A 26,031-nucleotide genomic window follows, 5' to 3' on the forward strand; every position below is an offset into this window, starting at 1 on the left:
GCGAGTAGCGTGTTACCCATGGCTCCGACCTCCACTCCGCAGACCCCCTTCGGGAGGGTCCTCACCGCCATGGTCACGCCCTTCACGGCGGACGGCGCACTCGACCTCGACGGCGCACAGCGGCTCGCCGCCCATCTGGTGGACGCAGGCAACGACGGCCTGATCATCAACGGCACCACCGGCGAGTCCCCGACCACCAGCGACGCGGAGAAAGCGGACCTCGTACGAGCCGTACTGGAGGCGGTCGGCGACCGCGCCCACATCGTCGCCGGCGTCGGCACGAACGACACCCACCACAGCATCGAGCTGGCACGCGCCGCCGAGAAGGCCGGCGCACACGGCCTGCTGACCGTCACGCCGTACTACAACAAGCCCCCTCAGGAGGGCCTCTACCGGCACTTCTCGGCCATCGCCGACGCGACCGAGCTGCCGGTGATGCTCTACGACATCCCGGGCCGCAGCGGCGTGCCGATCAACACGGAGACGATCGTGCGCCTCGCCGCACACCCGCGCATCGTCGCCAACAAGGACGCCAAGGGAGACCTCGGCCGAGCCAGCTGGGCCATCGCCCGCTCCGGCCTCGCCTGGTACTCCGGCGACGACATGCTGAACCTGCCCCTGCTCTCCGTGGGCGCGGTCGGCTTCGTCTCCGTCGTCGGCCACGTCGTCACCCCGGACCTGCGCGCCATGCTCGACGCCTACCTCTCGGGCGACGTCCAGAAGGCCACGGAGATCCACCAGAAGCTGCTCCCGGTCTTCACCGGTATGTTCCGCACCCAGGGCGTCATGACCACCAAGGCCGCGCTCACCCTCCAGGGTCTGCCCGCCGGGCCGCTGCGCGCCCCCATGGTCGAGCTGTCGCCCGAGGAGACCACCCAGCTCAAGATCGATCTTGCCGCCGGCGGGGTACAGCTCTAATCACAGACTTCACAACTGAATACGCATGATCCCGCAGGCCATCGGCCTGTACCCCACACAGACAACTGCTATTGCACGAACGTCACGCGCGCCACGTGCCCTACCAGGTACGTGGCGCGCGTGGTGAGGAGAGTCTTTTGAGTCATCCGCATCCTGAACTCGGTCCGCCGCCCAAGCTCCCCGAGGGCGGCCTCAGGGTCACGCCACTCGGCGGCCTCGGCGAAATCGGCCGGAACATGACGGTCTTCGAATACGGCGGCCGCCTGCTGATCGTCGACTGCGGAGTGCTCTTCCCCGAGGAGGAGCAGCCCGGAATCGACCTGATCCTGCCGGACTTCACGTCCATCAGGGACCGCCTCGACGACATCGAGGGCATCGTCCTCACGCACGGCCACGAGGACCACATCGGCGGTGTCCCCTTCCTCCTGCGCGAGAAGCCGGACATCCCGCTCATCGGCTCCAAGCTGACCCTCGCCCTCATCGAGGCGAAGCTCCAGGAGCACCGCATCCGCCCGTACACGCTCGAAGTGGCCGAGGGCCAGCGCGAGCGCATCGGCCCCTTCGACTGCGAGTTCATCGCCGTCAACCACTCCATCCCGGACGCCCTCGCGGTCGCCATCCGCACCCCTGCGGGCATGGCCGTCCACACCGGCGACTTCAAGATGGACCAGCTTCCGCTGGACCGCCGTCTCACGGACCTGCACGCGTTCGCGCGGCTGAGCGAGGAGGGCATCGACCTCCTGCTCTCGGACTCCACGAACGCCGAGGTCCCGGGATTCGTACCGCCCGAGCGCGACATCTCCAACGTGCTGCGCCAGGTGTTCGCAGGCGCCCACAAGCGGATCATCGTCGCGAGCTTCGCCAGCCACGTCCACCGCATCCAGCAGATCCTCGACGCGGCCCACGAGTACGGCCGCCGGGTCGCCTTCGTCGGCCGCTCGATGGTCCGCAACATGGGTATCGCGCGCGACCTCGGGTACCTGAAGGTCCCGCCGGGCCTGGTGGTCGACGTCAAGACGCTGGACGACCTCCCGGACAACGAGGTCGTGCTCGTCTGCACGGGTTCCCAGGGCGAGCCGATGGCGGCCCTGTCGAGGATGGCGAACCGGGACCACCAGATCCGCATCGTCCAGGGAGACACGGTCATCCTGGCCTCGTCCCTGATCCCGGGCAATGAGAACGCGGTCTACCGCGTCATCAACGGCCTGTCCCGCTGGGGCGCGAACGTCGTCCACAAGGGCAACGCCAAGGTGCACGTCTCCGGCCACGCCTCCGCCGGCGAGCTGCTGTACTTCTACAACATCTGCAAGCCGCGGAACCTGATGCCCGTCCACGGCGAATGGCGTCATCTGCGCGCCAACGCCGAACTCGGCGCTCTCACCGGCGTCCCGCACGACCGCATCGTGATCGCCGAGGACGGCGTCGTGGTCGACCTCGTCGAGGGCAAGGCCAAGATCTCCGGCAAGGTCCAGGCCGGATACGTGTACGTCGACGGCCTCTCGGTGGGCGACGTCGGCGAGCCCGCGCTCAAGGACCGCAAGATCCTCGGCGACGAGGGCATCATCTCGGTCTTCGTGGTGATGGACTCCAGCACCGGAAAGATCACCGGCGGCCCGCACGTCCAGGCACGGGGCTCCGGTATCGACGACTCCGCCTTCGGAGACGTCGTCCCGAAGATCACCGAGGTCCTGGAACGCTCCGCCCAGGACGGCGTCGTCGAGCCCCATCAGCTGCAGCAACTCATCCGCCGCACGCTGGGCAAGTGGGTCTCCGACACCTACCGCCGACGCCCGATGATCCTCCCGGTCGTCGTCGAGGTCTGACCTCGCACACGCGCCAACCAGGAGCGGGGCGCCTCGATTTGCATCGGGGCGCCCCGCTCCAGTACGTTTACGGCTCCGCCTGACCGGGAACCCGGCACAACTGTGTGCCTGGAACCACCCGAGCGGGGCGGGAATTCCGACTCAGAATCTCTGATAAAGTCGGAGTCGCCGGAAAGGGAAACGCGAAAGCGGGAACCTGGAAAGCACCGAGGAAATCGGATCGGAAAGATCTGATAGAGTCGGAAACGCAAGACCGAAGGGAAACTGCCCGGAGGAAAGCCTGAGAGAGTCTCTCGGGTGAGTACAAAGGAAGCGTCCGTTCCTTGAGAACTCAACAGCGTGCCAAAAATCAACGCCAGATATGTTGATACCCCGTCTCCAGTCATTCGGCTGGGGCGAGGTTCCTTTGAAAAAGTCCTGCCGGGCACTGCCTGGCAGGCGCACAGCGAGGACGCTGTGAACCGAGGGGATCATTCCTCCTCTTGGTTCCGCTCTCGTGGTGTTCGACCGGATTACCGGTAAACATTCACGGAGAGTTTGATCCTGGCTCAGGACGAACGCTGGCGGCGTGCTTAACACATGCAAGTCGAACGATGAAGCCCTTCGGGGTGGATTAGTGGCGAACGGGTGAGTAACACGTGGGCAATCTGCCCTTCACTCTGGGACAAGCCCTGGAAACGGGGTCTAATACCGGATACGACCTGCCGAGGCATCTCGGCGGGTGGAAAGCTCCGGCGGTGAAGGATGAGCCCGCGGCCTATCAGCTTGTTGGTGAGGTAGTGGCTCACCAAGGCGACGACGGGTAGCCGGCCTGAGAGGGCGACCGGCCACACTGGGACTGAGACACGGCCCAGACTCCTACGGGAGGCAGCAGTGGGGAATATTGCACAATGGGCGAAAGCCTGATGCAGCGACGCCGCGTGAGGGATGACGGCCTTCGGGTTGTAAACCTCTTTCAGCAGGGAAGAAGCGAAAGTGACGGTACCTGCAGAAGAAGCGCCGGCTAACTACGTGCCAGCAGCCGCGGTAATACGTAGGGCGCAAGCGTTGTCCGGAATTATTGGGCGTAAAGAGCTCGTAGGCGGCTTGTCGCGTCGGTTGTGAAAGCCCGGGGCTTAACCCCGGGTCTGCAGTCGATACGGGCAGGCTAGAGTGTGGTAGGGGAGATCGGAATTCCTGGTGTAGCGGTGAAATGCGCAGATATCAGGAGGAACACCGGTGGCGAAGGCGGATCTCTGGGCCATTACTGACGCTGAGGAGCGAAAGCGTGGGGAGCGAACAGGATTAGATACCCTGGTAGTCCACGCCGTAAACGGTGGGCACTAGGTGTTGGCGACATTCCACGTCGTCGGTGCCGCAGCTAACGCATTAAGTGCCCCGCCTGGGGAGTACGGCCGCAAGGCTAAAACTCAAAGGAATTGACGGGGGCCCGCACAAGCAGCGGAGCATGTGGCTTAATTCGACGCAACGCGAAGAACCTTACCAAGGCTTGACATACGCCGGAAAACCCTGGAGACAGGGTCCCCCTTGTGGTCGGTGTACAGGTGGTGCATGGCTGTCGTCAGCTCGTGTCGTGAGATGTTGGGTTAAGTCCCGCAACGAGCGCAACCCTTGTTCTGTGTTGCCAGCATGCCCTTCGGGGTGATGGGGACTCACAGGAGACTGCCGGGGTCAACTCGGAGGAAGGTGGGGACGACGTCAAGTCATCATGCCCCTTATGTCTTGGGCTGCACACGTGCTACAATGGCAGGTACAAAGAGCTGCGAAGCCGCGAGGCGGAGCGAATCTCAAAAAGCCTGTCTCAGTTCGGATTGGGGTCTGCAACTCGACCCCATGAAGTCGGAGTTGCTAGTAATCGCAGATCAGCATTGCTGCGGTGAATACGTTCCCGGGCCTTGTACACACCGCCCGTCACGTCACGAAAGTCGGTAACACCCGAAGCCGGTGGCCCAACCCCTTGTGGGAGGGAGCTGTCGAAGGTGGGACTGGCGATTGGGACGAAGTCGTAACAAGGTAGCCGTACCGGAAGGTGCGGCTGGATCACCTCCTTTCTAAGGAGCACTTCTTACCGAGTCCTTCGGGACGAGGTCAGAGGCCAGTACATCGGCGAACGTCCGATGCTGGTTGCTCATGGGTGGAACGTTGATTATTCGGCACTCTTGACTGTCTTCTCCTTCTAGTACTGCTCTTCGGGGCGTGGAACGAATGAGGGAAGCAGCGAGGGTGTCGGGCACGTTGTTGGGTGTCTGAGGGTACGGCCGTATGGCTGCCTTCAGCGCCGGCCCCAGTGAACTTGCCTTGTAGGGCAGGGTGATGGGTGGTTGGTCGTTGTTTGAGAACTGCACAGTGGACGCGAGCATCTGTGGCCAAGTTTTTAAGGGCGCACGGTGGATGCCTTGGCACCAGGAACCGATGAAGGACGTGGGAGGCCACGATAGTCCCCGGGGAGTCGTCAACCAGGCTTTGATCCGGGGGTTTCCGAATGGGGAAACCCGGCAGTCGTCATGGGCTGTCACCCGCTGCTGAACACATAGGCAGTGTGGAGGGAACGCGGGGAAGTGAAACATCTCAGTACCCGCAGGAAGAGAAAACAACCGTGATTCCGGGAGTAGTGGCGAGCGAAACCGGATGAGGCCAAACCTCAAGCGTGTGAGACCCGGCAGGGGTTGCGCTTGGGGGGTTGTGGGATCTCTCTTCTGTCGTCTGCCGGCGACAGGACGAGTCAGAAACCGTTGATGTAGGCGAAGGACATGCGAAAGGTCCGGCGTAGAGGGTAAGACCCCCGTAGTCGAAACGTCAGCGGCTCGTTTGAGAGACACCCAAGTAGCACGGGGCCCGAGAAATCCCGTGTGAATCTGGCGGGACCACCCGCTAAGCCTAAATATTCCCTGGTGACCGATAGCGGATAGTACCGTGAGGGAATGGTGAAAAGTACCGCGGGAGCGGAGTGAAATAGTACCTGAAACCGTGTGCCTACAAGCCGTGGGAGCGTCGGGCAAGCACTTGTGCTTGCCTCGTGACTGCGTGCCTTTTGAAGAATGAGCCTGCGAGTTTGCGGTGTGTTGCGAGGTTAACCCGTGTGGGGAAGCCGTAGCGAAAGCGAGTCCGAATAGGGCGATTTAGTAGCGCGCTCAAGACCCGAAGCGGAGTGATCTAGCCATGGGCAGGTTGAAGCGGCTGTAAGAGGTCGTGGAGGACCGAACCCACCAGGGTTGAAAACCTGGGGGATGACCTGTGGTTAGGGGTGAAAGGCCAATCAAACTCCGTGATAGCTGGTTCTCCCCGAAATGCATTTAGGTGCAGCGTCGTGTGTTTCTTGCCGGAGGTAGAGCACTGGATAGGCGATGGGCCCTACCGGGTTACTGACCTTAGCCAAACTCCGAATGCCGGTAAGTGAGAGCGCGGCAGTGAGACTGTGGGGGATAAGCTCCATGGTCGAGAGGGAAACAGCCCAGAGCATCGACTAAGGCCCCTAAGCGTACGCTAAGTGGGAAAGGATGTGGAGTCGCACAGACAACCAGGAGGTTGGCTTAGAAGCAGCCACCCTTGAAAGAGTGCGTAATAGCTCACTGGTCTAGTGATTCCGCGCCGACAATGTAGCGGGGCTCAAGCGTACCGCCGAAGTCGTGTCATTGCAGCAAGAGGGCCAACGCCCGCTGTGATGGGTAGGGGAGCGTCGTGTGCCGGGTGAAGCCGCGCCGGAAGGCAGTGGTGGACGGTTCACGAGTGAGAATGCAGGCATGAGTAGCGATACACACGTGAGAAACGTGTGCGCCGATTGACTAAGGGTTCCTGGGTCAAGCTGATCTGCCCAGGGTAAGTCGGGACCTAAGGCGAGGCCGACAGGCGTAGTCGATGGATAACCGGTTGATATTCCGGTACCCGCTGTGAAGCGTCAAACATCGAACCAGGCGATGCTAAGTCCGTGAAGCCGCCCCGGAGCCTTCGGGCAAAGGGGAGTGGTGGAGCCGACGGACCAGACCTGTAGTAGGTGAGTGATGGGGTGACGCAGGAAGGTAGTCCATCCCGGGCGGTGGTTGTCCCGGGGTAAGGGTGTAGGCCGTGCGATAGGTAAATCCGTCGCACTTGTGGCTGAGACCTGATGCCGAGCCGATTGTGGTGAAGTGGATGATCCTATGCTGTCGAGAAAAGCCTCTAGCGAGTTTCATGGCGGCCCGTACCCTAAACCGACTCAGGTGGTCAGGTAGAGAATACCGAGGCGTTCGGGTGAACTATGGTTAAGGAACTCGGCAAAATGCCCCCGTAACTTCGGGAGAAGGGGGGCCATGTCTGGTGATGAGTCTTGCACTCTGAGCTGGGTGTGGCCGCAGAGACCAGCGAGAAGCGACTGTTTACTAAAAACACAGGTCCGTGCGAAGCCGTAAGGCGATGTATACGGACTGACGCCTGCCCGGTGCTGGAACGTTAAGGGGACCGGTTAGTCACTCTTCGGGGTGGCGAAGCTGAGAACTTAAGCGCCAGTAAACGGCGGTGGTAACTATAACCATCCTAAGGTAGCGAAATTCCTTGTCGGGTAAGTTCCGACCTGCACGAATGGCGTAACGACTTCTCGACTGTCTCAACCATAGGCCCGGTGAAATTGCACTACGAGTAAAGATGCTCGTTTCGCGCAGCAGGACGGAAAGACCCCGGGACCTTTACTACAGTTTGATATTGGTGTTCGGTTCGGCTTGTGTAGGATAGGTGGGAGACTTTGAAGCGGCAGCGCCAGCTGTTGTGGAGTCGTCGTTGAAATACCACTCTGGTCGTGCTGGATGTCTAACCTGGGTCCGTGATCCGGATCAGGGACAGTGTCTGATGGGTAGTTTAACTGGGGCGGTTGCCTCCCAAAGGGTAACGGAGGCGCCCAAAGGTTCCCTCAGCCTGGTTGGCAATCAGGTGTTGAGTGTAAGTGCACAAGGGAGCTTGACTGTGAGACCGACGGGTCGAGCAGGGACGAAAGTCGGGACTAGTGATCCGGCGGTGGCTTGTGGAAGCGCCGTCGCTCAACGGATAAAAGGTACCCCGGGGATAACAGGCTGATCTTCCCCAAGAGTCCATATCGACGGGATGGTTTGGCACCTCGATGTCGGCTCGTCGCATCCTGGGGCTGGAGTCGGTCCCAAGGGTTGGGCTGTTCGCCCATTAAAGCGGTACGCGAGCTGGGTTTAGAACGTCGTGAGACAGTTCGGTCCCTATCCGCTGTGCGCGTAGGAGTCTTGAGAAGGGCTGTCCCTAGTACGAGAGGACCGGGACGGACGAACCTCTGGTGTGCCAGTTGTCCTGCCAAGGGCATGGCTGGTTGGCTACGTTCGGGAGGGATAACCGCTGAAAGCATCTAAGCGGGAAGCCTGCTTCGAGATGAGGACTCCCACCCACTTGATGGGGTAAGGCTCCCAGTAGACGACTGGGTTGATAGGCCAGATCTGGAAGCGCCGTAAGGCGTGGAGGTGACTGGTACTAATAGGCCGAGGGCTTGTCCTCAGTTGCTCGCGTCCACTGTGTTGGTTCTGAAACCACGAACAACCCCGTACAGGTCACGTACGGTGCGGTTGACAGTTTCATAGTGTTTCGGTGGTCATAGCGTGAGGGAAACGCCCGGTTACATTCCGAACCCGGAAGCTAAGCCTTACAGCGCCGATGGTACTGCAGGGGGGACCCTGTGGGAGAGTAGGACGCCGCCGAACTAATATTGAAAGAGCTGGTCCCCGAACTTCGGTTCGGGGACCAGCTCTTTTTTGTTTCGCGTCACTTCGCGTTCACGTTGCGCGACCAACATCCGTGACATGGGTACTGCTGCAATGCTCAGGGCCGCGGGCGTCGGGACGGGCGACGAGGTCATAGTGCCGGCCTTCGGCAACGTGGAGGTTGCCGAGGCCGTGACCCAGGCCGGCGCGACCCCGGTCTTCGCCGACATAGACCCGGCGACCTACTGCCTCGACCCGAGCATGGCGGAAGCCGTCCTCACTCCCCGGTCGGCCGCCCTCGTCGTCGTGCACCGCTTCGGGCGCACGGCCGACATGGCGCGGCTGAGGGACGTCGGACAGCGGCACGGGCTCCTGGTGCTCGAACAGGGCGAGTCCGAGGCGCCGTACGACGAGACGGCGCAGCGCCGGCAGCGGGCCGCATACCTCGACGGACGGCTGAACGGCGTGCGGACGCCGTACGGGGGTGACGGGCACACGTACCAGCAGTACGTCGTGCGCGTGCCGGGCAACGGACGCCCCGACCGTGACGCGTTCGCACGGGCCGTGCGGGCCAGGGGAGTCGAGTGCCGGGTGCCGGTGAAGACCCCCGTGCACCGCATGCCCGCCTTCCGTCGCGACATCCAGCTCCCGGAGACGGAGCGGGCCGCCGACGAGACCCTCGCGCTGCCCGTGGACGCGTCGCTGACGAAGCGGGAGATGCACCGGATCGTCTCCGCGTGCAACGCGCTGGGCGGTCTGCTGCAGCCCGCGTTCTGACCTGCCGGGACTCCAACGGGACTGATACGGGACCGATTAGGAGCACACCTCTGTCCGGGGTATGATCTATTCCGTTGCCGCGGGGGAAACCTCGGAAAGCAACAGGCCCCTATAGCTCAGTCGGTAGAGCGTCTCCATGGTAAGGAGAAGGTCAACGGTTCGATTCCGTTTGGGGGCTCAGAGAAAAGGCCTCGCCCATCTGGGCGGGGCCTTTTGCATGTGTCTTCCGCGGTAGGGCTGTTCAGCCCGCGGGGCCCGGCCGTCGCGTGCTCGTGGGCCCCGCCGTCAGTCCGCCGCGTCAGTCCTTCTGAAGTCCCGGCACGCGCATCGCCAGAATCGCCATGTCGTCCGACGGGGCGTCGGAGGCGAAGCGTTCGACCGCCCGCATGATCCGCGCCGCGACCGCGCCGGCCGTCAGACCCGTACAGGTGGTGAGGACGTCCGTGAGACCGTCGTCGCCGAGCATGCGAGTGCCCTCGCGGCGCTCCGTCACGCCGTCCGTGACGCACAGCAGGACGTCGCCCGGGTCGAGCGTGACGGTCTGCTCGTACAGTTCCAGGTCCTCCATCACGCCGAGCAGCGGCTGCGGTTCCGCGGCCGGTTCGACCGTGCCGTCCTGGCGCAGGCGCAGCGGGAGCGGATGGCCGGCGCAGACGACCTTCAGGACCGCCGAACCGTCCTCCTGGGGCCACAACTCGCCGTACAGGAGCGTCAGGAAGCGGCTGCGGGCGCCCTCGTCGAGGATCGCCGAGTTCAGGCGCTCCAGGACCGCGGGGCCGCCGTAGCCCTCGCGGGCCAGCAGCCTGAGCGCGTGCCGGGCCAGGCCGGTCACCGCCGCGGCCTCCGGGCCCGTGCCGCAGACGTCGCCGATGGCGAAGCCGTACGCGCCGTCGCGGATCGGGAAGAGGTCGTAGAAGTCGCCCCCGACTTCGTTGCCCTCGCCGGCGGCGCGGTAGATGACCTCGACCTCGACGCCGTCGATGAGGGGGAGCTCCGGGGGCAGGAGGCTGCGCTGGAGGGACTGGCTGATGGCCATGCGCTCCGAGTACAGGCGGGCGTTGTCCAGTGCCAGGGCCGCCCTGCGGGACAGGTCCTCCGCCAACTCCAGGATCTCCTGGCGGAAGTGCTCGTCCGAGGGCTTGCCGAGCGTCAGCATGCCGATCACGCGGTTGCGGGCCACCAGGGGGAGGACGACGGTCTCGCCGCCGACCGCGGAGGCCGTCGCCAGCGTCGTGCCGATGCCGGAGGACACCGAGGGCTGCTCGCCCAGGCCCAGACTGCGCATGGAGGTACGCAGGGCCGCCTGGTGGGCGGCCTCGGCCGGCGCGGACCAGACCCGGGCGCCCGGGGTGGGGACCGGGTCGGGTGGGGCGATCTTCGCGAGGAGCGCCTTGAGGCCGTCGATGCGCTCCTCGTCCTCGTGCAGGACGTACGAGAGGTAGGGCTCGGAGGCCTGGTCGGCGATCGTGTAGACGGCGCACCAGGTCGCCAGGGTCGGGACCGTCATCTGGGCCATGAGGGCCAGCGTCTGGTCGCGGTCCAGGGTGCCGGCGAGGAGGTCGGAGGCCTCCACGAGGAAGCTCAGCGAACCGCGGCGCAGCCGTTCCAGTTCGCCGAGGCGGGCGGATTCCACGGCCAGCGCGATGCGGTCGGCGGCGAACTGGAGGCGCAGGGCCTCCTCGTTGGAGTACCGGCCGGGCGCTTCGGCGGCGACGCCGAGGGAGCCGGTGAGACGGCCCTCGACCTTCAGCGGGACCGTGACGACCGAACGCATGCCGGTGCCGCCGAGCAGGGGTACGGCACCGGGGACGACCGTGAGGTCCTCGTGCACGGCGGGCATGCGGGCCGAGCCGTAGCGGCCGGGGCCCGCCTCGACGGGGACGCGGGCGAAGCGCTGGCGAGCGGAGGGCAGGCCCGTCGAGGCGCGTACCTCCAGCTCCGTCTCGTCGTCGGTGGCCAGCAGGAGGAAGGCCGAGTCGCCGTCGAGCATGTCCCGGGCGCGCTCCACCGTGCGCTGGAGGAGACCGTCGAGGTCGTCCGGGGCGGGTGAGCCGATGAAGACCTCGAAGGCGTCCGCGGTGGGGCCGTCGGGGCCCGCGGCCGTGTCCGAGGCGGGCAGGCGCAACGGGGTCTGGAGGACGGCGCGTTCGTGGTCGCGGACCAGGAGGCAGACCGTGGAGGGCTCGCCGGCCGTGTCGCGGACGCGGAGATGGGAGGCGTAGACAGGTGTCACCCGGCCGTCGGCGCCGCGGATGCCGTAACTGCCCTCCCAGCGGGAGAGTTGGAGGGCCTCGGCGATGCCCGTGCTGGTGCCGGGCGTGTGCGGCCAGGCGGCGAGGTCGGTGAGGGGCTTGCCGACGACCTGCTCGGCGGCGTACCCGAAGAGTTCCCCCGCGTCCTCGCTCCAGGCGCTGATGCAGCCGGAGCGGTCGATCTGGACGACCGCGACACGGACGCGTCCGTCGGCGAGCGGAAGGAGGTCGGCGGGCAGGGAGGGGCCCGCCGCGCGGGTGCCGACCGGGCGCTCGGGGAGGTCGAGCTGGAACCAGACCTGCTTGTGCGTCGGCGTGTACTCGACGCCCCAGCGGCCCGCCAGCGCGGCGCACAGCTGGAGCCCGCGGCCGCCCTCACGGTCGGGGCTGCCCATATTGATGGCCGCCGCCTGGAGTGGAATCTCGCGTTCCGGGTAGCGGTCCGCCACCTCGATGCGTACGCCCTCGTCGCTGCGCAGACACAGTACGTCCGCGGAGGTGCCCGCGTGCACAACGGCGTTGGTGACGAGTTCGCTGGTCAGGACCACCGCATCGTCGACGATGTCGCCGAAGCCCCAGCCCTGGAGGGTGTCACGGACGAAGGAGCGGGCGGTCGCGACGGAGCGCCCCACGGGCTCGAAACTGGCGGCCGCGCGCGCGGTGATCACAGAACTCCTCGTGCGGTTGTCTGCGTGCAGGGCTCCGTGGCCGACCTGCTCCTGCCGGAGCAGGGCGTGGTTCCCCGTCGGCCGGGGATCCTGGGGGTGTCCCTCAGGACGCAGTCCGGTGGTCATGGTGCGGTGCCCCTCCGATGCCTGCCCGCTCGTGCTCGTGCCACCGTCCAGGCCGGACGGGACCGGCACGGCTGGACAGCCGCATGCAAGGTTACTTACCTTCGCCGTCCATGCGGATGCCGGTCACCAGTGTTTCCGCCCGAGGGTGTGCGGACGATGTGCGAAGCTGCCGAACTGTTATGGCCTGGTTCAGCCGGGGTGAAACACTGGGCAGGCTTCATGGAGAAGGTCCGGGCAGGCTGAATGCCGTCCAGCACGCCGAACAGAAGTACCCGAGTACGCCGAGCAGTAATGGTCGACCCTTGCGGGAGGGACACAGTGGAGTCTGGCGCAGCGACGCGGGGCAGTAAGACGCGCGCGAAAGGCGGACAGTCCCTGGAGAACGGGCGCACACCGCGCAACGGTACGACGGAGGTCGACACCGCTGCCCTGAACCGCCTGCTGGCGGCCCTCGTGTCGATGCGGGACGGCAACTTCCGCAAACGGCTCACCGTCTCCGGCGACGGAGTGATGTCCGAGATCGCCGCGGTCTTCAACGAGGTGGCCGACCGGAATCTCCATCTGACGGGTGAGCTGTCCCGGGTGCGTCGCATGGTCGGACGTGAGGGGAAGCTCACGGAACGGCTGGAAACAGGCGCCTGCGAAGGCTCCTGGGGCGCGGCGATCGACGCGTCCAACGCGCTGGTCGACGATCTCGTACGGCCCGTCTCCGAAGTCGGCCGGGTACTGTCCGCGGTCGCCGAGGGCGATCTGTCGCCCCGTATGGAACTGCGCGCGCAGGCGGCGGACGGCAACGGGCATCCGCTGCGCGGCGAGTTCCTCAAGGTCGGGCGGACCGTCAACAATCTGGTCGACCAGCTGTCCACGTTCACCGACGAGGTGACGCGGGTGGCCAGCGAGGTCGGCACCGAGGGCAAGCTCGGCGGGCAGGCCCGGGTCCGTGGGATGTCCGGTTCGTGGAAGGACCTCACGGACTCGGTCAACACCATGGCGTACCGGCTGACGGCCCAGGTGCGTGACATCGCCCTGGTGACGACGGCGGTCGCCAAGGGTGACTTGTCCCGCAAGGTCACGGTTCACGTGGCCGGCGAGATGCTGGAGCTGAAGAACACCGTCAACACGATGGTGGACCAGCTGTCGTCCTTCTCCTCCGAGGTGACGCGAGTCGCCCGCGAGGTGGGTACGGAGGGCGAGCTGGGCGGCCAGGCGCAGGTGCCGGGTGTGGCCGGCGTGTGGAAGGACCTCACCGATTCGGTGAACCTGATGGCCGGCAACCTGACGGCGCAGGTGCGCGGCATCGCGCAGGTGACGACGGCGGTGGCCAACGGTGACCTGTCGCAGAAGGTGACGGTCAGTGCGCGCGGTGAGGTCGCGCAGCTGGCCGAGACGATCAACCAGATGACCGAGACGCTGCGTACGTTCGCCGACGAGGTCACGCGCGTGGCCAACGAGGTCGGCGGTGAGGGCCGGCTCGGCGGGCAGGCGAACGTGCCGGGCGCGGCGGGGACGTGGAAGGACCTCACGGACTCCGTCAACACGGTGTTCCGCAACCTGACGACCCAGGTGCGTGACATCGCCGCGGTGACGACGGCGGTGGCCAACGGTGACCTGTCGCAGAAGGTCACCGTCGACGTGGCCGGCGAGATGCTGGAGCTGAAGAACACCGTCAACACGATGGTGGACCAGCTGTCGTCGTTCGGTGCCGAGGTGACGCGGGTCGCCCGCGAGGTCGGTGTCGAGGGTGAGCTGGGCGGTCAGGCGCAGGTGCCGGGCGCGGCGGGGACGTGGAAGGACCTCACGGACTCCGTCAACACGGCCTTCCGGAACCTGACCGGTCAGGTCCGCAACATCGCGCAGGTGACGACGGCGGTGGCCAACGGCGACCTGTCGCAGAAGGTCACCGTGGACGTCTCCGGCGAGATGCTCCAGCTGAAGAACACCGTGAACACGATGGTGGACCAGCTGTCGAGCTTCGCCGACCAGGTGACGCGGATGGCACGTGACGTGGGCACGGAGGGCCGTCTCGGTGGCCAGGCCCGGGTGGACGGCGTGTCCGGCACCTGGAAGGAACTGACCGACTCCGTCAACTTCATGGCGGGGAACCTGACTTCGCAGGTGCGTCAGATCGCGCAGGTCACCACGGCGGTGGCGCGCGGTGACCTGTCGCAGAAGATCGACGTGGACGCGCGCGGCGAGATCCTGGAGCTGAAGAACACCATCAACACGATGGTCGACCAGCTCTCGGCCTTCGCCGACCAGGTGACCCGGGTCGCCCGTGAGGTGGGTACGGAGGGCCGTCTCGGCGGTCAGGCGCAGGTGCCCGGCGTCGCCGGTGTGTGGCGCGACCTGACCGACTCGGTGAACGGCATGGCCGGCAACCTCACCGCCCAGGTGCGCAACATCGCCCAGGTCGCGACGGCGGTGGCGCGCGGTGATCTGTCGCAGAAGATCGACGTGGACGCGCGCGGCGAGATCCTGGAGCTGAAGAACACCCTCAACACGATGGTGGACCAGCTCTCGAACTTCGCCGAGCAGGTCACGCGCGTGGCCCGTGAGGTGGGCACGGAGGGCATGCTCGGCGGGCAGGCGGAGGTGCAGGGTGTCTCGGGCACCTGGAAGGACCTCACCCAGTCCGTGAACTTCATGGCGAACAACCTGACCATCCAGGTGCGCAACATCGCCGAGGTCACCACCGCGGTCGCCAAGGGCGACCTGTCGAAGAAGATCACCGTCGATGCCAAGGGCGAGATCCTCGAACTGGTCACCACCGTCAACACGATGGTCGACCAGCTGTCCAACTTCGCCGAGCAGGTGACCCGGGTGGCCCGTGAGGTGGGTACCGAGGGCAACCTGGGCGGTCAGGCGCGGGTTCCGGGTGTCACGGGCATCTGGAAGGACCTCAGCGACAACGTCAACGTGATGGCCAACAACCTGACCAACCAGGTGCGGAACATCTCGCAGGTCGCGACCGCGGTGGCCAACGGCGACCTGACCAAGAAGGTCACGGTCGAGGCCAGCGGTGAGGTCGCACAGCTCGCCGACACCGTCAACACCATGGTGAAGACGCTGAGTTCGTTCGCCGACCAGGTCACCCGGGTGGCCCGCGAGGTGGGCACGGACGGCATCCTCGGCGGTCAGGCACGCGTACCGGGCGTGTCGGGTACGTGGAAGGACCTCACCGAGTCCGTGAACGGGATGGCGTCGAACCTGACCGGCCAGGTGCGCAACATCGCGATGGTCACCACGGCCATCGCCAAGGGCGACCTGACCAAGAAGATCGACATCGACGCGCGCGGCGAGATCCTGGAACTCAAGACCACCATCAACACCATGGTCGACCAGCTGTCGTCCTTCGCCGAGGAGGTCACCCGGGTCGCCCGCGAGGTGGGCACCGAGGGGCAGCTGGGCGGCCAGGCACGCGTGCGTGACGTCGACGGCACCTGGCGCGACCTCACCGAGTCGGTGAACGAGATGGCCGGGAACCTCACCCGGCAGGTGCGTGCGATCGCGCGCGTGGCGACCGCGGTGACCCGCGGCGACCTGAACCTGAAGATCGACGTGGACGCCTCCGGCGAGATCCAGGAGCTTCAGGACTACATCAACAAGATGATCGCCAACCTGCGCGACACCACGATCGCCAACAAGGAGCAGGACTGGCTGAAGGGCAACCTGGCCCGTATCTCCGCGCTCATGCAGGGCCGCCGCGACCTCGACGACGTGGCCTCGCTGATCATGAGCGAGCTGACGCCCGTGGTCTCCGCGCAGCACGGGGCGTTCTTCCTCTCCATGCCCCTCGTCGACGGCAAGGAGCCGGGCACCGAGGACGAGGACGCCTACGAGCTGCGCATGCTCGGGTCGTACGGCTACTCGATGGGCTCCATGCCGACGTCGTTCCGGCCCGGCGAGGCGCTGATCGGCACGGCCGCCCAGGAGAAGCGCACGATCCTCGTGGAGAACGCGCCGAGTGGCTACCTGAAGATCTCCTCCGGGCTCGGTGAGGCGCCCCCGGCACAGGTGATCGTGCTGCCGGTGCTCTTCGAGGGGACCGTGCTCGGCGTCATCGAGCTGGCCTCGTTCACGCCGTTCACGCAGATCCAGAAGGACTTCCTGAACCAGATCGCCGAGATGATCGCGACGAGCGTCAACACCATCTCCGTCAACACCAAGACGGAGGTGCTGCTCCGGCAGTCGCAGGAGCTCACCGAGCAACTGAGGGAACGTTCCGCGGAGTTGGAGAACCGGCAGAAGGCGCTCCAGGACTCGAACGCCGAACTGGAGGAGAAGGCCGAGCTGCTGGCGCAGCAGAACCGCGACATCGAGGTCAAGAACACCGAGATCGAGGAGGCCCGTCAGGTCCTCGAGGAGCGCGCCGAGCAGCTTGCGGTGTCCATGCGCTACAAGAGCGAGTTCCTGGCGAACATGTCGCACGAGCTGCGTACGCCGCTCAACTCCCTGCTCATTCTGGCCAAGTTGCTCGCCGACAACGCGGACACGAACCTCACTCCGAAGCAGGTCGAGTTCGCCGAGACGATCCACGGCGCGGGGTCCGACCTGCTCCAGCTGATCAACGACATCCTCGACCTGTCGAAGGTCGAGGCGGGCAAGATGGACGTGTCGCCGACGCGTATCGCGCTCGTCCAGCTCGTCGACTACGTGGAGGCCACGTTCCGGCCGCTGACCGCGGAGAAGGGCCTCGACTTCTCCGTACGGGTCTCGCCGGAACTGCCCGCCACCCTGCACACCGACGAGCAGCGGCTCCTCCAGGTGCTGCGCAACCTGCTCTCCAACGCGGTGAAGTTCACCGACTCCGGAGCGGTCGAGTTGGTGATCCGGCCCGCCGGTGCGGACGTTCCGGTGGCCATCCGGGAGCAGCTCCTGGAGTCCGGTTCGCTGCGCGACGCGGACGCCGACCTGATCGCGTTCTCCGTGACGGACACCGGCATCGGTATCGCGGCCAGCAAGATGCGTGTCATCTTCGAGGCCTTCAAGCAGGCGGACGGCACGACGAGCAGGAAGTACGGCGGTACGGGCCTCGGGCTCTCCATCTCCCGCGAGATCGCGCGGCTGCTGGGCGGCGAGATCCACGCGCAGAGCGAGCCGGGGCGCGGTTCCACCTTCACGCTGTATTTGCCGCTGCACCCGAGCGAACTGCCGCCCCAGGGTTATGGGCAGCTCGCGCCCGCGCTGGAGGCGGGGGAGCTGCTCGCGTCCGAGGCGGAGCTGGCCGGGTCCGACATCGAGACGCCGGCCGAGGTGAAGTCGTACCGGGAGACCCAGAACGGCGCGGCCGCGCTCTTCAGGCGGCGTCGCAGGGCGGTCTCCGCGCCCGAACAGCGGCCCGTGCTGCCCGAGCAGCCTCCGGGCGCCACGGCGGCGGCACAGGAGCAGTGGCAGGCCGGGAGCCGGCCGGAGGCCCCGGCACAGCCGCAGCGGGGCATCCGCTTCGAGGGCGAGAAGGTGCTGATCGTCGACGACGACATCCGCAACGTGTTCGCGCTCACCAGCGTCCTGGAGCAGCACGGACTCTCGGTGCTGTACGCGGAGAACGGCCGTGAGGGCATCGAGGTCCTGGAGCAGCACGACGACGTGACGGTCGTCCTGATGGACATCATGATGCCGGAGATGGACGGGTACGCGACGACCACGGCGATCCGGCGGATGCCGCAGTTCGCCGGGCTGCCGATCATCGCGCTCACCGCGAAGGCGATGAAGGGCGACCGGGAGAAGGCCATCGAATCGGGTGCTTCCGACTATGTGACGAAACCGGTCGACCCCGATCACCTGCTCACCGTGATGGAACAGTGGATGCATGGCGAGTGACGGAGTCTGATCGGACGTTCCGGTCGTCACGCACCGTCAGCGACCGGAACGTTGGGTTCCGCGTGCCGTGCCGGCGGTGCCGCAGGCCCTGTGTCGCATAACTGACTGTGCCTGAAGCCGTGTAGAAGTACGGGATACGGGGAACCTTCTGGTCTCCCGCTACGTTTCTGCTACGTGCACAGTGACATCGCGGTGACAGGGTGTGGCGACAGGCGGGGTGCGGCTACCATGACCGGCACAAGGACGGACGACGCAAGGGAGTCGTCCCCTGGGGCGGCGCCCGGTGCCACCTCAAGTCCTTCGGACAGGGGAGGCCCCATGCCGGGGCGAGGAGGGCGGGCCATGGTGCAGAAGGCCAAGATCCTCCTGGTCGATGACCGGCCGGAGAATCTGCTGGCGCTGGAGGCGATTCTCTCCGCGCTCGATCAGACACTGGTTCGGGCATCGTCCGGGGAGGAAGCGCTCAAAGCGCTGCTCACGGACGACTTCGCGGTCATTCTGCTGGACGTCCAGATGCCGGGCATGGACGGTTTCGAAACCGCCGCGCACATCAAGCGCCGGGAACGGACCCGGGACATCCCGATCATCTTCCTTACCGCGATCAACCACGGCCCGCACCACACCTTCCGGGGTTACGCGGCCGGCGCGGTCGACTACATCTCCAAGCCGTTCGACCCATGGGTGCTCCGCGCGAAGGTCTCCGTCTTCGTCGAGCTCTACATGAAGAACTGCCAACTCCGTGAGCAGGCGGCTCTGCTGCGCCTCCAGTTGGAGGGCGGCGGCAAGGCGGCGCTGGGTGAGGCCAAGGAGCCCGCCGGACTCCTCGCCGAGCTCTCCGCGCGGCTCGCGGCCGTCGAGGAGCAGGCCGAGGCGCTGTCCAAGCAGCTCGACGACGACTCCGCCGACGCGGCGGCGGTCGCCACCGCGGCCCATCTCGAACGCAAACTCACCGGCCTGCGCAGGGCGCTGGACGCACTGGAGCCGGGCACGGGGAGCGGGGCGCCCTCGGTGCCGTCGCAGAACTGAGCGCCGTCCCTCCCGTCCCTCCAGGACGAATCCGGACGTCAGGCCTCCCGGGTGAGGTGGCGTCAGTTTCCGTCCCTCGCAAAGGCGACACGAACGGGTGAAGCGGTAGGCACACGTGTCCGCTGCCGTCTCCACCGGTAACCTCACACACATGGCCTCACGTCAGTCCGCAGCCAAGAAGCCGCCAGCGAAGAAGGCGGCCGCTCCGACGAAGGCTCCGGCGAAGAAGGCCCCCGCGAAAAAGGCGGCCGCCAAGAAGGCGCCCGCCAAGAAGACCGCGGCGAAGAAGCCCGCTCCCGCGCCGGCGCCCAACCCGACCGGGGGCGTGTACAGACTCGTACGCGCCCTCTGGCTGGGCATCGCGCACGCCGTGGGAGCGATGTTCCGCGGCATAGGGCGGGGTGCGAAGGGTCTCGACCCGGCTCACCGCAAGGACGGGGTCGCGCTCCTGCTGCTCGGCCTGGCGCTGATCACGGCGGCGGGCACCTGGTCCAACCTGCGCGGCCCCGTCGGCGACCTCGTCGAGATGCTGGTGACGGGCGCCTTCGGCCGCCTCGACCTGCTCGTCCCGATACTGCTCGGCGTCATCGCCGCGCGGCTCATCAGGCACCCCGAGAAGCCCGAGGCCAACGGCCGCATCGTGATCGGCCTGTCCGCGCTCGTGATCGGTGTGCTCGGCCAGGTCCACATCGCGTGCGGGGCGCCCGCGCGCAGCGACGGCATGCAGGCCATAAGGGATGCCGGCGGGCTCATCGGCTGGGGCGCGTCCACCCCGCTGACGTACACGATGGGTGACGTCCTCGCCGTACCGCTCCTGGTGCTGCTCACCGTCTTCGGACTGCTGGTCGTCACCGCGACCCCGGTGAACGCCATTCCGCAGCGGCTGCGGATGCTCGGCCAGAGGCTCGGCGTCGTCCAGGCCGACGCCGACGAGGACGACCTCGGCGACGAGGGCTACGACGAGCAGTGGCGCGAGGCGACTCCCGCGCGCCCCCGCAGGCGGGCGAGCGCCCCCGAGGCCTACGACCCGGACAGCGCCGAGCAGGACGCCCTCAGCAAGCGCCGGAGCCGCCCCAGGCGGTCCGCCGTGCAGCAGCCCGACATGAACCGCCCGATGGACGCGGTGGACGTCGCCGCCGCCGCGGCGGCCGCCCTCGACGGAGCCGTGCTGCACGGCATGCCGCCCTCGCCGCTGGTCGCCGACCTCACGCAGGGCGTCAGCGTGGAGCGGGACGGATACGAGGAGACGACACCCGTACCGGCCGCGCGCGCCAAGAGCCCCAAGGCGGCCAAGGCGCCCAAGCAGGAGGCCCTGCCGGTCGACTCCGTCGTGCCCGACCTGACCAAGGCCGCGCCCGACGAGGCCCGCGAACTGCCCCCGCGCGCCGAGCAGCTCCAGCTGTCCGGCGACATCACCTACTCGCTGCCGTCGCTCGACCTGCTGGAGCGAGGCGGCCCCGGCAAGACACGCAGCGCCGCCAACGACGCGGTCGTCGCCTCCCTCCAGAACGTCTTCATGGAGTTCAAGGTCGACGCCGCCGTCACCGGCTTCACCCGCGGCCCGACGGTCACGCGGTACGAGGTCGAACTCGGCCCCGCCGTCAAGGTCGAGCGCATCACCGCTCTCACCAAGAACATCGCGTACGCCGTCGCCAGCCCCGACGTCCGGATCATCAGCCCGATCCCCGGGAAGTCGGCGGTCGGCATCGAGATCCCGAACACGGACCGCGAGATGGTCAACCTCGGTGACGTCCTGCGCCTCGCGGACGCGGCGGAGGACGACCACCCCATGCTGGTCGCGCTCGGCAAGGACGTCGAGGGCGGCTACGTGATGGCCAACCTCGCGAAGATGCCGCACGTCCTCGTCGCCGGCGCCACCGGCTCCGGCAAGTCCTCGTGCATCAACTGCCTGATCACCTCGGTCATGGTCCGCGCGACGCCCGAGGACGTGCGGATGGTCCTCGTCGACCCCAAGCGCGTGGAACTCACGGCCTACGAAGGCATCCCGCACCTGATCACACCGATCATCACCAACCCGAAGCGGGCCGCCGAGGCCCTGCAGTGGGTCGTCCGCGAGATGGACCTGCGCTACGACGACCTCGCGGCGTTCGGCTACCGGCACATCGACGACTTCAACGAGGCCATCAGGAACGGCAAGGTGAAGCTGCCGGAGGGCAGCGAGCGCGAACTCCAGCCGTACCCCTACCTGCTGGTGATCGTCGACGAGCTCGCCGACCTGATGATGGTCGCCCCGCGCGACGTCGAGGACGCGATCGTCCGCATCACCCAGCTCGCCCGCGCGGCAGGCATCCACCTCGTGCTCGCCACGCAGCGGCCGTCCGTCGACGTCGTCACCGGTCTCATCAAGGCCAACGTGCCCTCCAGGCTCGCCTTCGCCACCTCCTCGCTCGCCGACAGCCGGGTCATCCTCGACCAGCCGGGCGCCGAGAAGCTGATCGGCAAGGGCGACGGACTGTTCCTGCCGATGGGCGCGAACAAGCCGACCCGTATGCAGGGCGCCTTCGTCACCGAGGACGAGGTCGCCGCGGTCGTCCAGCACTGCAAGGACCAGATGGCGCCCGTCTTCCGGGACGACGTCACCGTGGGCACCAAGCAGAAGAAGGAGATCGACGAGGACATCGGCGACGACCTCGACCTGCTGTGCGCCGCCGCCGAACTGGTCGTCACCTCGCAGTTCGGGTCGACCTCGATGCTCCAGCGCAAGCTGCGCGTCGGTTTCGCGAAGGCCGGTCGTCTGATGGACCTCATGGAGTCGCGCAACATCGTCGGCCCCAGCGAAGGGTCCAAGGCGCGCGACGTCCTGGTGAAGGCGGACGAACTCGATGGAGTGCTCGCCGTGATTCGTGGGGAAGCTGAAGCGTAAGGAAACAGGACAGGTCGGTCATCGGACGGATGAGTCCGCGACACGCGGGTATTCGAACGTGACTCACCTGTGAGGAAACCGCGAGCAACCGTTTCCCGTCGTCGCACGTCAAGTTGAGCGAAGGGGCGCGAAGGTGTCCCGACATCAGGATGACCGGCCATTCTGATGGCGTACAAAGTCCTACCGCCCGGTTGCCCCACCCTTTCGTACCCCCCCTAGACTGAACGTCCAGCACAGGTGGCTACACGCTCGAAAGGCGCCCCCGTGTCCATCGGCAACTCCCCTGACGGCAACTTCCCCGAAGACGAGCGTCCGTTCGAAGATGACCGCGATGCCGAGCAGTTCCTCTCGATCGGCCGTGCCCTCAAGCAGGCGCGCATCGAGGCGGGACTGAGCGTCGACGACGTCACCAACGCCACCAGGGTCCGCATCGCCATCGTCCACGCGATCGAACAGGACGACTTCGCCCCCTGTGGCGGTGACGTCTACGCCCGCGGTCACATCAGGACCCTGGCCCGCGCCGTCCACCTCGATCCGGCCCCCCTGCTCGCCCGGTACGACGCCGAGCACGGCGGGCGCCCCGCACCCACGCCGGCCGCCCCGCTCTTCGAGGCGGAACGTATCCGCCCGGAGCGGCGCGGGCCGAACTGGACCGCCGCCATGGTCGCCGCGATCGTCGCGGTGATCGGCTTCGTCGGGTTCACCGTCGTCAAGGGCAGCGGCGGCGACGAGGACGGTTCGAAGACACAGGTCGCCGAGGGCTCCAAGCCGACCGCCAGCAAGACCGCCTCCTCGGCCGGCCCCGAGACCACGAAGCCCGCCGACCCCAAGCCCGACCCCTCCGACAGCGCCATCGCGGCCGCGCCGCAGGACAAGGTCACCGTCCAGGTCAGCGCCGCCGACGGACGCAGCTGGATCTCCGCCAAGGACCACAACGGCCGGATGCTCTTCGACGGCCTGCTGAAGCAGGGCGAGTCCAAGACCTTCCAGGACAACTCGAAGATCAACCTGATCCTCGGGGACGCCGGAGCCATCCAGCTGTACGTGAACGGCAAGAAGATCGAGGACGACTTCCAGCCCGGCGCGGTCGAGCGTCTCACCTACACGAAGGGCGACCCCCAGGTCGGATAAACCGTCCGAAGGGGACAGCCGGTACGGGGTTGGCCAAGATCGGCCAACCCCGTCGACGTGGGCTGTCGGAGAGACAAAGTAGTCTTGAGCCCATGCCTGAACGCCGTACCGTCGCACTCGTCACCCTTGGCTGCGCCCGTAACGAGGTGGACTCGGAGGAGCTCGCAGGCCGCTTGGAGGCGGACGGCTGGCAACTCGTGGAGGACGCCGAGGAAGCGGACGTCGCGGTCGTCAACACCTGTGGCTTCGTCGAGGCCGCCAAGAAGGACTCCGTCGATGCCCTCCTCGAGGCCAATGATCTCAAGGGGCACGGCAGAACCCAGGCCGTCGTGGCGGTGGGCTGCATGGCCGAGCGGTACGGCAAGGAACTCGCGGAGGCCCTGCCCGAGGCCGACGGCGTGCTCGGCTTCGACGACTACGCCGACATCTCCGACCGCCTCCAGACCATCCTGAGCGGCGGCGTCCACGCCTCGCACACCCCGCGCGACCGGCGCAAGCTGCTGCCGATCAGCCCCGCCGAGCGGCAGACCGCAGGCGAGGAGGTGGCCCTTCCCGGCCACGGCGCACCCGAGGACCTTCCCGAGGGCGTGGCCCCGGTGTCCGGCCCCCGCGCCCCCCTGCGCCGCCGCCTCGACGGCTCGCCCGTCGCCTCGGTGAAGCTCGCCTCCGGCTGCGACCGACGCTGCTCGTTCTGCGCCATCCCGTCCTTCCGCGGCTCCTTCATCTCGCGCCGCCCCAGCGACGTGCTGAACGAGAGCCGCTGGCTCGCCGAGCAGGGCGTCAAGGAGATCATGCTGGTCTCCGAGAACAACACCTCGTACGGCAAGGACCTCGGCGACATCCGCCTCCTGGAGACGCTGCTGCCCGAGCTCGCCGAGATCGACGGCATCGAGCGTGTCCGCGTCAGCTACCTCCAGCCCGCCGAGATGCGCCCCGGCCTCATCGACGTGCTCACCTCGACACCGAACGTGGTGCCCTACTTCGACCTGTCCTTCCAGCACTCCGCGCCCGGCGTGCTGCGTGCGATGCGCCGCTTCGGCGACACCGACCGCTTCCTGGAGCTGCTCGACACCATCCGCGCCAAGGCCCCGCAGGCCGGCGTGCGGTCCAACTTCATCGTGGGCTTCCCCGGCGAGACCGAGGCCGACCTCGCGGAGCTGGAGCGCTTCCTCACGGGCGCGCGCCTCGACGCGATCGGCGTCTTCGGATACTCCGACGAGGAGGGAACCGAGGCGGCGACGTACGAGAACAAGCTCGACGAGGACGTCGTCGCCGAGCGCCTCGCGCGTGTCTCCCGCCTCGCCGAGGAGCTCGTCGCGCAGCGCGCCGAGGAGCGGGTCGGAGAGACCCTGCACGTGCTCGTGGAGTCCCTGGACGACGAGGACGGCGCCTACGGCCGCGCCGCCCACCAGGCGCCGGAGACGGACGGACAGGTGCTGTTCACGAGCGGCGAGGGGCTCACCGTGGGCCGTATCGTCGAGGCGAAGGTGGTCGGCACGGAAGGTGTCGACCTGGTGGCCGAGCCCCTCCTGGTGGGCTCGCTGTCGTGTGCTGAGGAGGCGGCCAGATGACCGGAGTCCCGGCGTCCGCGGCGGGCGGCTCCTCCAGCGCGCAGGGCGCGGCGGGCGCCCCCGGCGCATCCGGTGCTCCGGGAGGTGCCAAGCCGGTGCGGGGCGGGAAACTGGGCGCTGCCGCCGTCAACGAGGCCAGCCTCTGGAACATCGCCAACATCCTGACCATGGTCCGGCTCGTCCTCGTCCCCGGCTTCATCGCGCTGATGCTGGCCGACGGCGGGTACGACCCGGCGTGGCGTGCCTGGGCCTGGGCGGCCTTCGCCGTCGCCATGATCACCGACATCTTCGACGGTCACCTGGCCCGGACGTACAACCTCGTCACCGACTTCGGGAAGATCGCCGACCCCATCGCCGACAAGGCGATCATGGGCGCGGCGCTCATCTGCCTCTCGTACCTCGGCGATCTGCCCTGGTGGGTGACCGGGGTGATCCTCGGCCGCGAGCTCGGGATCACGCTGATGCGCTTCCTGGTCATCCGGTACGGGGTCATCCCGGCCAGCCGCGGCGGCAAGATGAAGACGCTGGCCCAGGGCACGGCCGTCGGCATGTACGTGCTGGCACTGACGGGGCCGCTGGCCACCCTGAGGTTCTGGGTGATGGCCGTGGCAGTCGTCCTCACCGTGGTCACAGGACTCGACTACGTGAGACAGGCCATTGTGCTGCGCAGGCGCGGAATCGCGGAGCGCCGGGCGGCCGCGGAGGAGGCGGAGCGGTGACGTCCCCGGCCACTGACGTGGTGCGACTACTCACGGTGAGGGGTGAGACCCTGGCCGTCGCGGAGTCGCTCACCGGTGGCCTGGTGGCCGCGGAGATCACCGCGGTTCCGGGAGCCTCCAAGGTCTTCCGAGGCTCGGTGACCGCCTACGCCACCGAACTCAAGCACGAGCTGCTCGGCGTCGACGCCACTCTGCTGGCCGAGCGTGGTGCGGTGGATCCGCAGGTCGCGGCCCAGATGGCGGTCGGTGTGCGCAAGGCGCTCGGCGCGGACTGGGGGATCGCGACCACCGGTGTGGCCGGTCCGGACCCCCAGGACGGCCAGCCGGTCGGCACCGTCTTCGTGGCCGTCGAAGTGCCTTCCCCGACGACTTTTGAACCCGCCCGTGGCGGGAAAGTGATACCGCTGCGGTTGAACGGCGACCGGGCGGAAATCCGTATGGAGAGTGTACGGAGCGTACTCGCACTGCTCCTGAAGGAGCTGGCGGGCGAACAGACCGGGAATGAGCGGGCACAGGATACGGAACAGAACGGGGGGTTTTGATGTTTGCAGCCCTGAGTGAACACGACATCGCTCCCCGCACGGCCGCGGCGCGAGGCGGTACGGTGGGGCGTGAAGGATGCGGCTACG

The 26,031-nt window shown here is 66.8% G+C and carries 11 protein-coding genes, 1 tRNA gene and 3 rRNA genes; 14 read left to right on the plus strand and 1 reads right to left on the minus strand.

Features of this window, described 5'->3' with window-relative positions:
- The first annotated feature begins 18 nt into the window (after positions 1-18).
- From dapA to ACSYGO_RS33185, 7 genes are all read left to right on the plus strand, one after another.
- Entirely contained in the window at positions 19-918 is a 900-nt protein-coding gene (dapA, locus tag ACSYGO_RS33155) for a 4-hydroxy-tetrahydrodipicolinate synthase (protein ID WP_426682447.1), read from the plus strand.
- Between the two features lie 137 nt (positions 919-1,055).
- Positions 1,056-2,741, plus strand: coding sequence for a ribonuclease J (locus ACSYGO_RS33160; RefSeq protein WP_345658508.1), 1,686 nt, complete (start codon positions 1,056-1,058; stop codon positions 2,739-2,741).
- A gap of 525 nt (positions 2,742-3,266) precedes the next feature.
- A 16S ribosomal RNA gene (locus ACSYGO_RS33165) occupies positions 3,267-4,792 on the plus strand.
- 313 nt (positions 4,793-5,105) lie between these two features.
- Positions 5,106-8,225 (plus strand): 23S ribosomal RNA (locus tag ACSYGO_RS33170).
- 86 nt (positions 8,226-8,311) lie between these two features.
- Positions 8,312-8,428, plus strand: a 5S ribosomal RNA gene (rrf, locus tag ACSYGO_RS33175).
- Together the 16S, 23S and 5S rRNA genes form the textbook arrangement of a ribosomal RNA operon.
- Before the next feature lie 114 nt (positions 8,429-8,542).
- Positions 8,543-9,205 carry a DegT/DnrJ/EryC1/StrS family aminotransferase gene (locus ACSYGO_RS33180; RefSeq protein ID WP_432174445.1) on the plus strand — a complete coding sequence of 221 codons (663 nt, stop codon included), beginning with the start codon at positions 8,543-8,545 and terminating at the stop codon, positions 9,203-9,205.
- Positions 9,206-9,310: 105 nt separating this feature from the next.
- Positions 9,311-9,383: transfer RNA gene (locus ACSYGO_RS33185), tRNA-Thr, on the plus strand.
- A gap of 120 nt (positions 9,384-9,503) precedes the next feature.
- Here the strand turns inward: ACSYGO_RS33185 and ACSYGO_RS33190 are convergent.
- Positions 9,504-12,251, minus strand: a complete 2,748-nt coding sequence (locus ACSYGO_RS33190; protein WP_460388706.1) for a SpoIIE family protein phosphatase — start codon at positions 12,249-12,251, stop codon at positions 9,504-9,506.
- A gap of 318 nt (positions 12,252-12,569) precedes the next feature.
- Here ACSYGO_RS33190 and ACSYGO_RS33195 point away from each other — a divergent pair, with 318 nt between their 5' ends.
- The 7 genes from ACSYGO_RS33195 (at position 12,570) to ACSYGO_RS33225 (ending at position 25,944) form a co-directional block, all read left to right on the plus strand.
- On the plus strand, positions 12,570-18,071 hold the full coding sequence (locus ACSYGO_RS33195) for a HAMP domain-containing protein (protein ID WP_460388708.1): 5,502 nt from the start codon (positions 12,570-12,572) through the stop codon (positions 18,069-18,071).
- A gap of 342 nt (positions 18,072-18,413) precedes the next feature.
- Positions 18,414-19,097 carry a response regulator gene (locus ACSYGO_RS33200; protein ID WP_028802361.1) on the plus strand — a complete coding sequence of 228 codons (684 nt, stop codon included), beginning with the start codon at positions 18,414-18,416 and terminating at the stop codon, positions 19,095-19,097.
- A gap of 151 nt (positions 19,098-19,248) precedes the next feature.
- Positions 19,249-21,981 (plus strand): DNA translocase FtsK, encoded by a 2,733-nt coding sequence (locus tag ACSYGO_RS33205; protein ID WP_432174436.1) that lies wholly within the window; start codon positions 19,249-19,251, stop codon positions 21,979-21,981.
- Positions 21,982-22,245: 264 nt separating this feature from the next.
- A complete protein-coding gene (locus ACSYGO_RS33210) occupies positions 22,246-23,112 on the plus strand; it encodes a helix-turn-helix domain-containing protein (RefSeq protein ID WP_095937033.1) in 867 nt (288 codons plus the stop codon).
- Between the two features lie 92 nt (positions 23,113-23,204).
- A complete protein-coding gene (rimO, locus tag ACSYGO_RS33215) occupies positions 23,205-24,683 on the plus strand; it encodes a 30S ribosomal protein S12 methylthiotransferase RimO (protein ID WP_432188439.1) in 1,479 nt (492 codons plus the stop codon).
- A complete protein-coding gene (pgsA, locus tag ACSYGO_RS33220) occupies positions 24,680-25,402 on the plus strand; it encodes a CDP-diacylglycerol--glycerol-3-phosphate 3-phosphatidyltransferase (RefSeq protein ID WP_432174434.1) in 723 nt (240 codons plus the stop codon). The genes rimO and pgsA overlap by 4 nt, the downstream gene beginning before the upstream one ends.
- The gene (locus ACSYGO_RS33225) at positions 25,399-25,944 is read left to right on the plus strand and encodes a CinA family protein (protein WP_460388711.1); all 546 of its coding nucleotides are present in this window, start codon (positions 25,399-25,401) and stop codon (positions 25,942-25,944) included. Before pgsA ends, ACSYGO_RS33225 begins: the two co-directional genes overlap by 4 nt.
- The last annotated feature ends 87 nt before the right edge of the window (positions 25,945-26,031 follow it).

This window comes from Streptomyces krungchingensis (genome assembly GCF_054729265.1).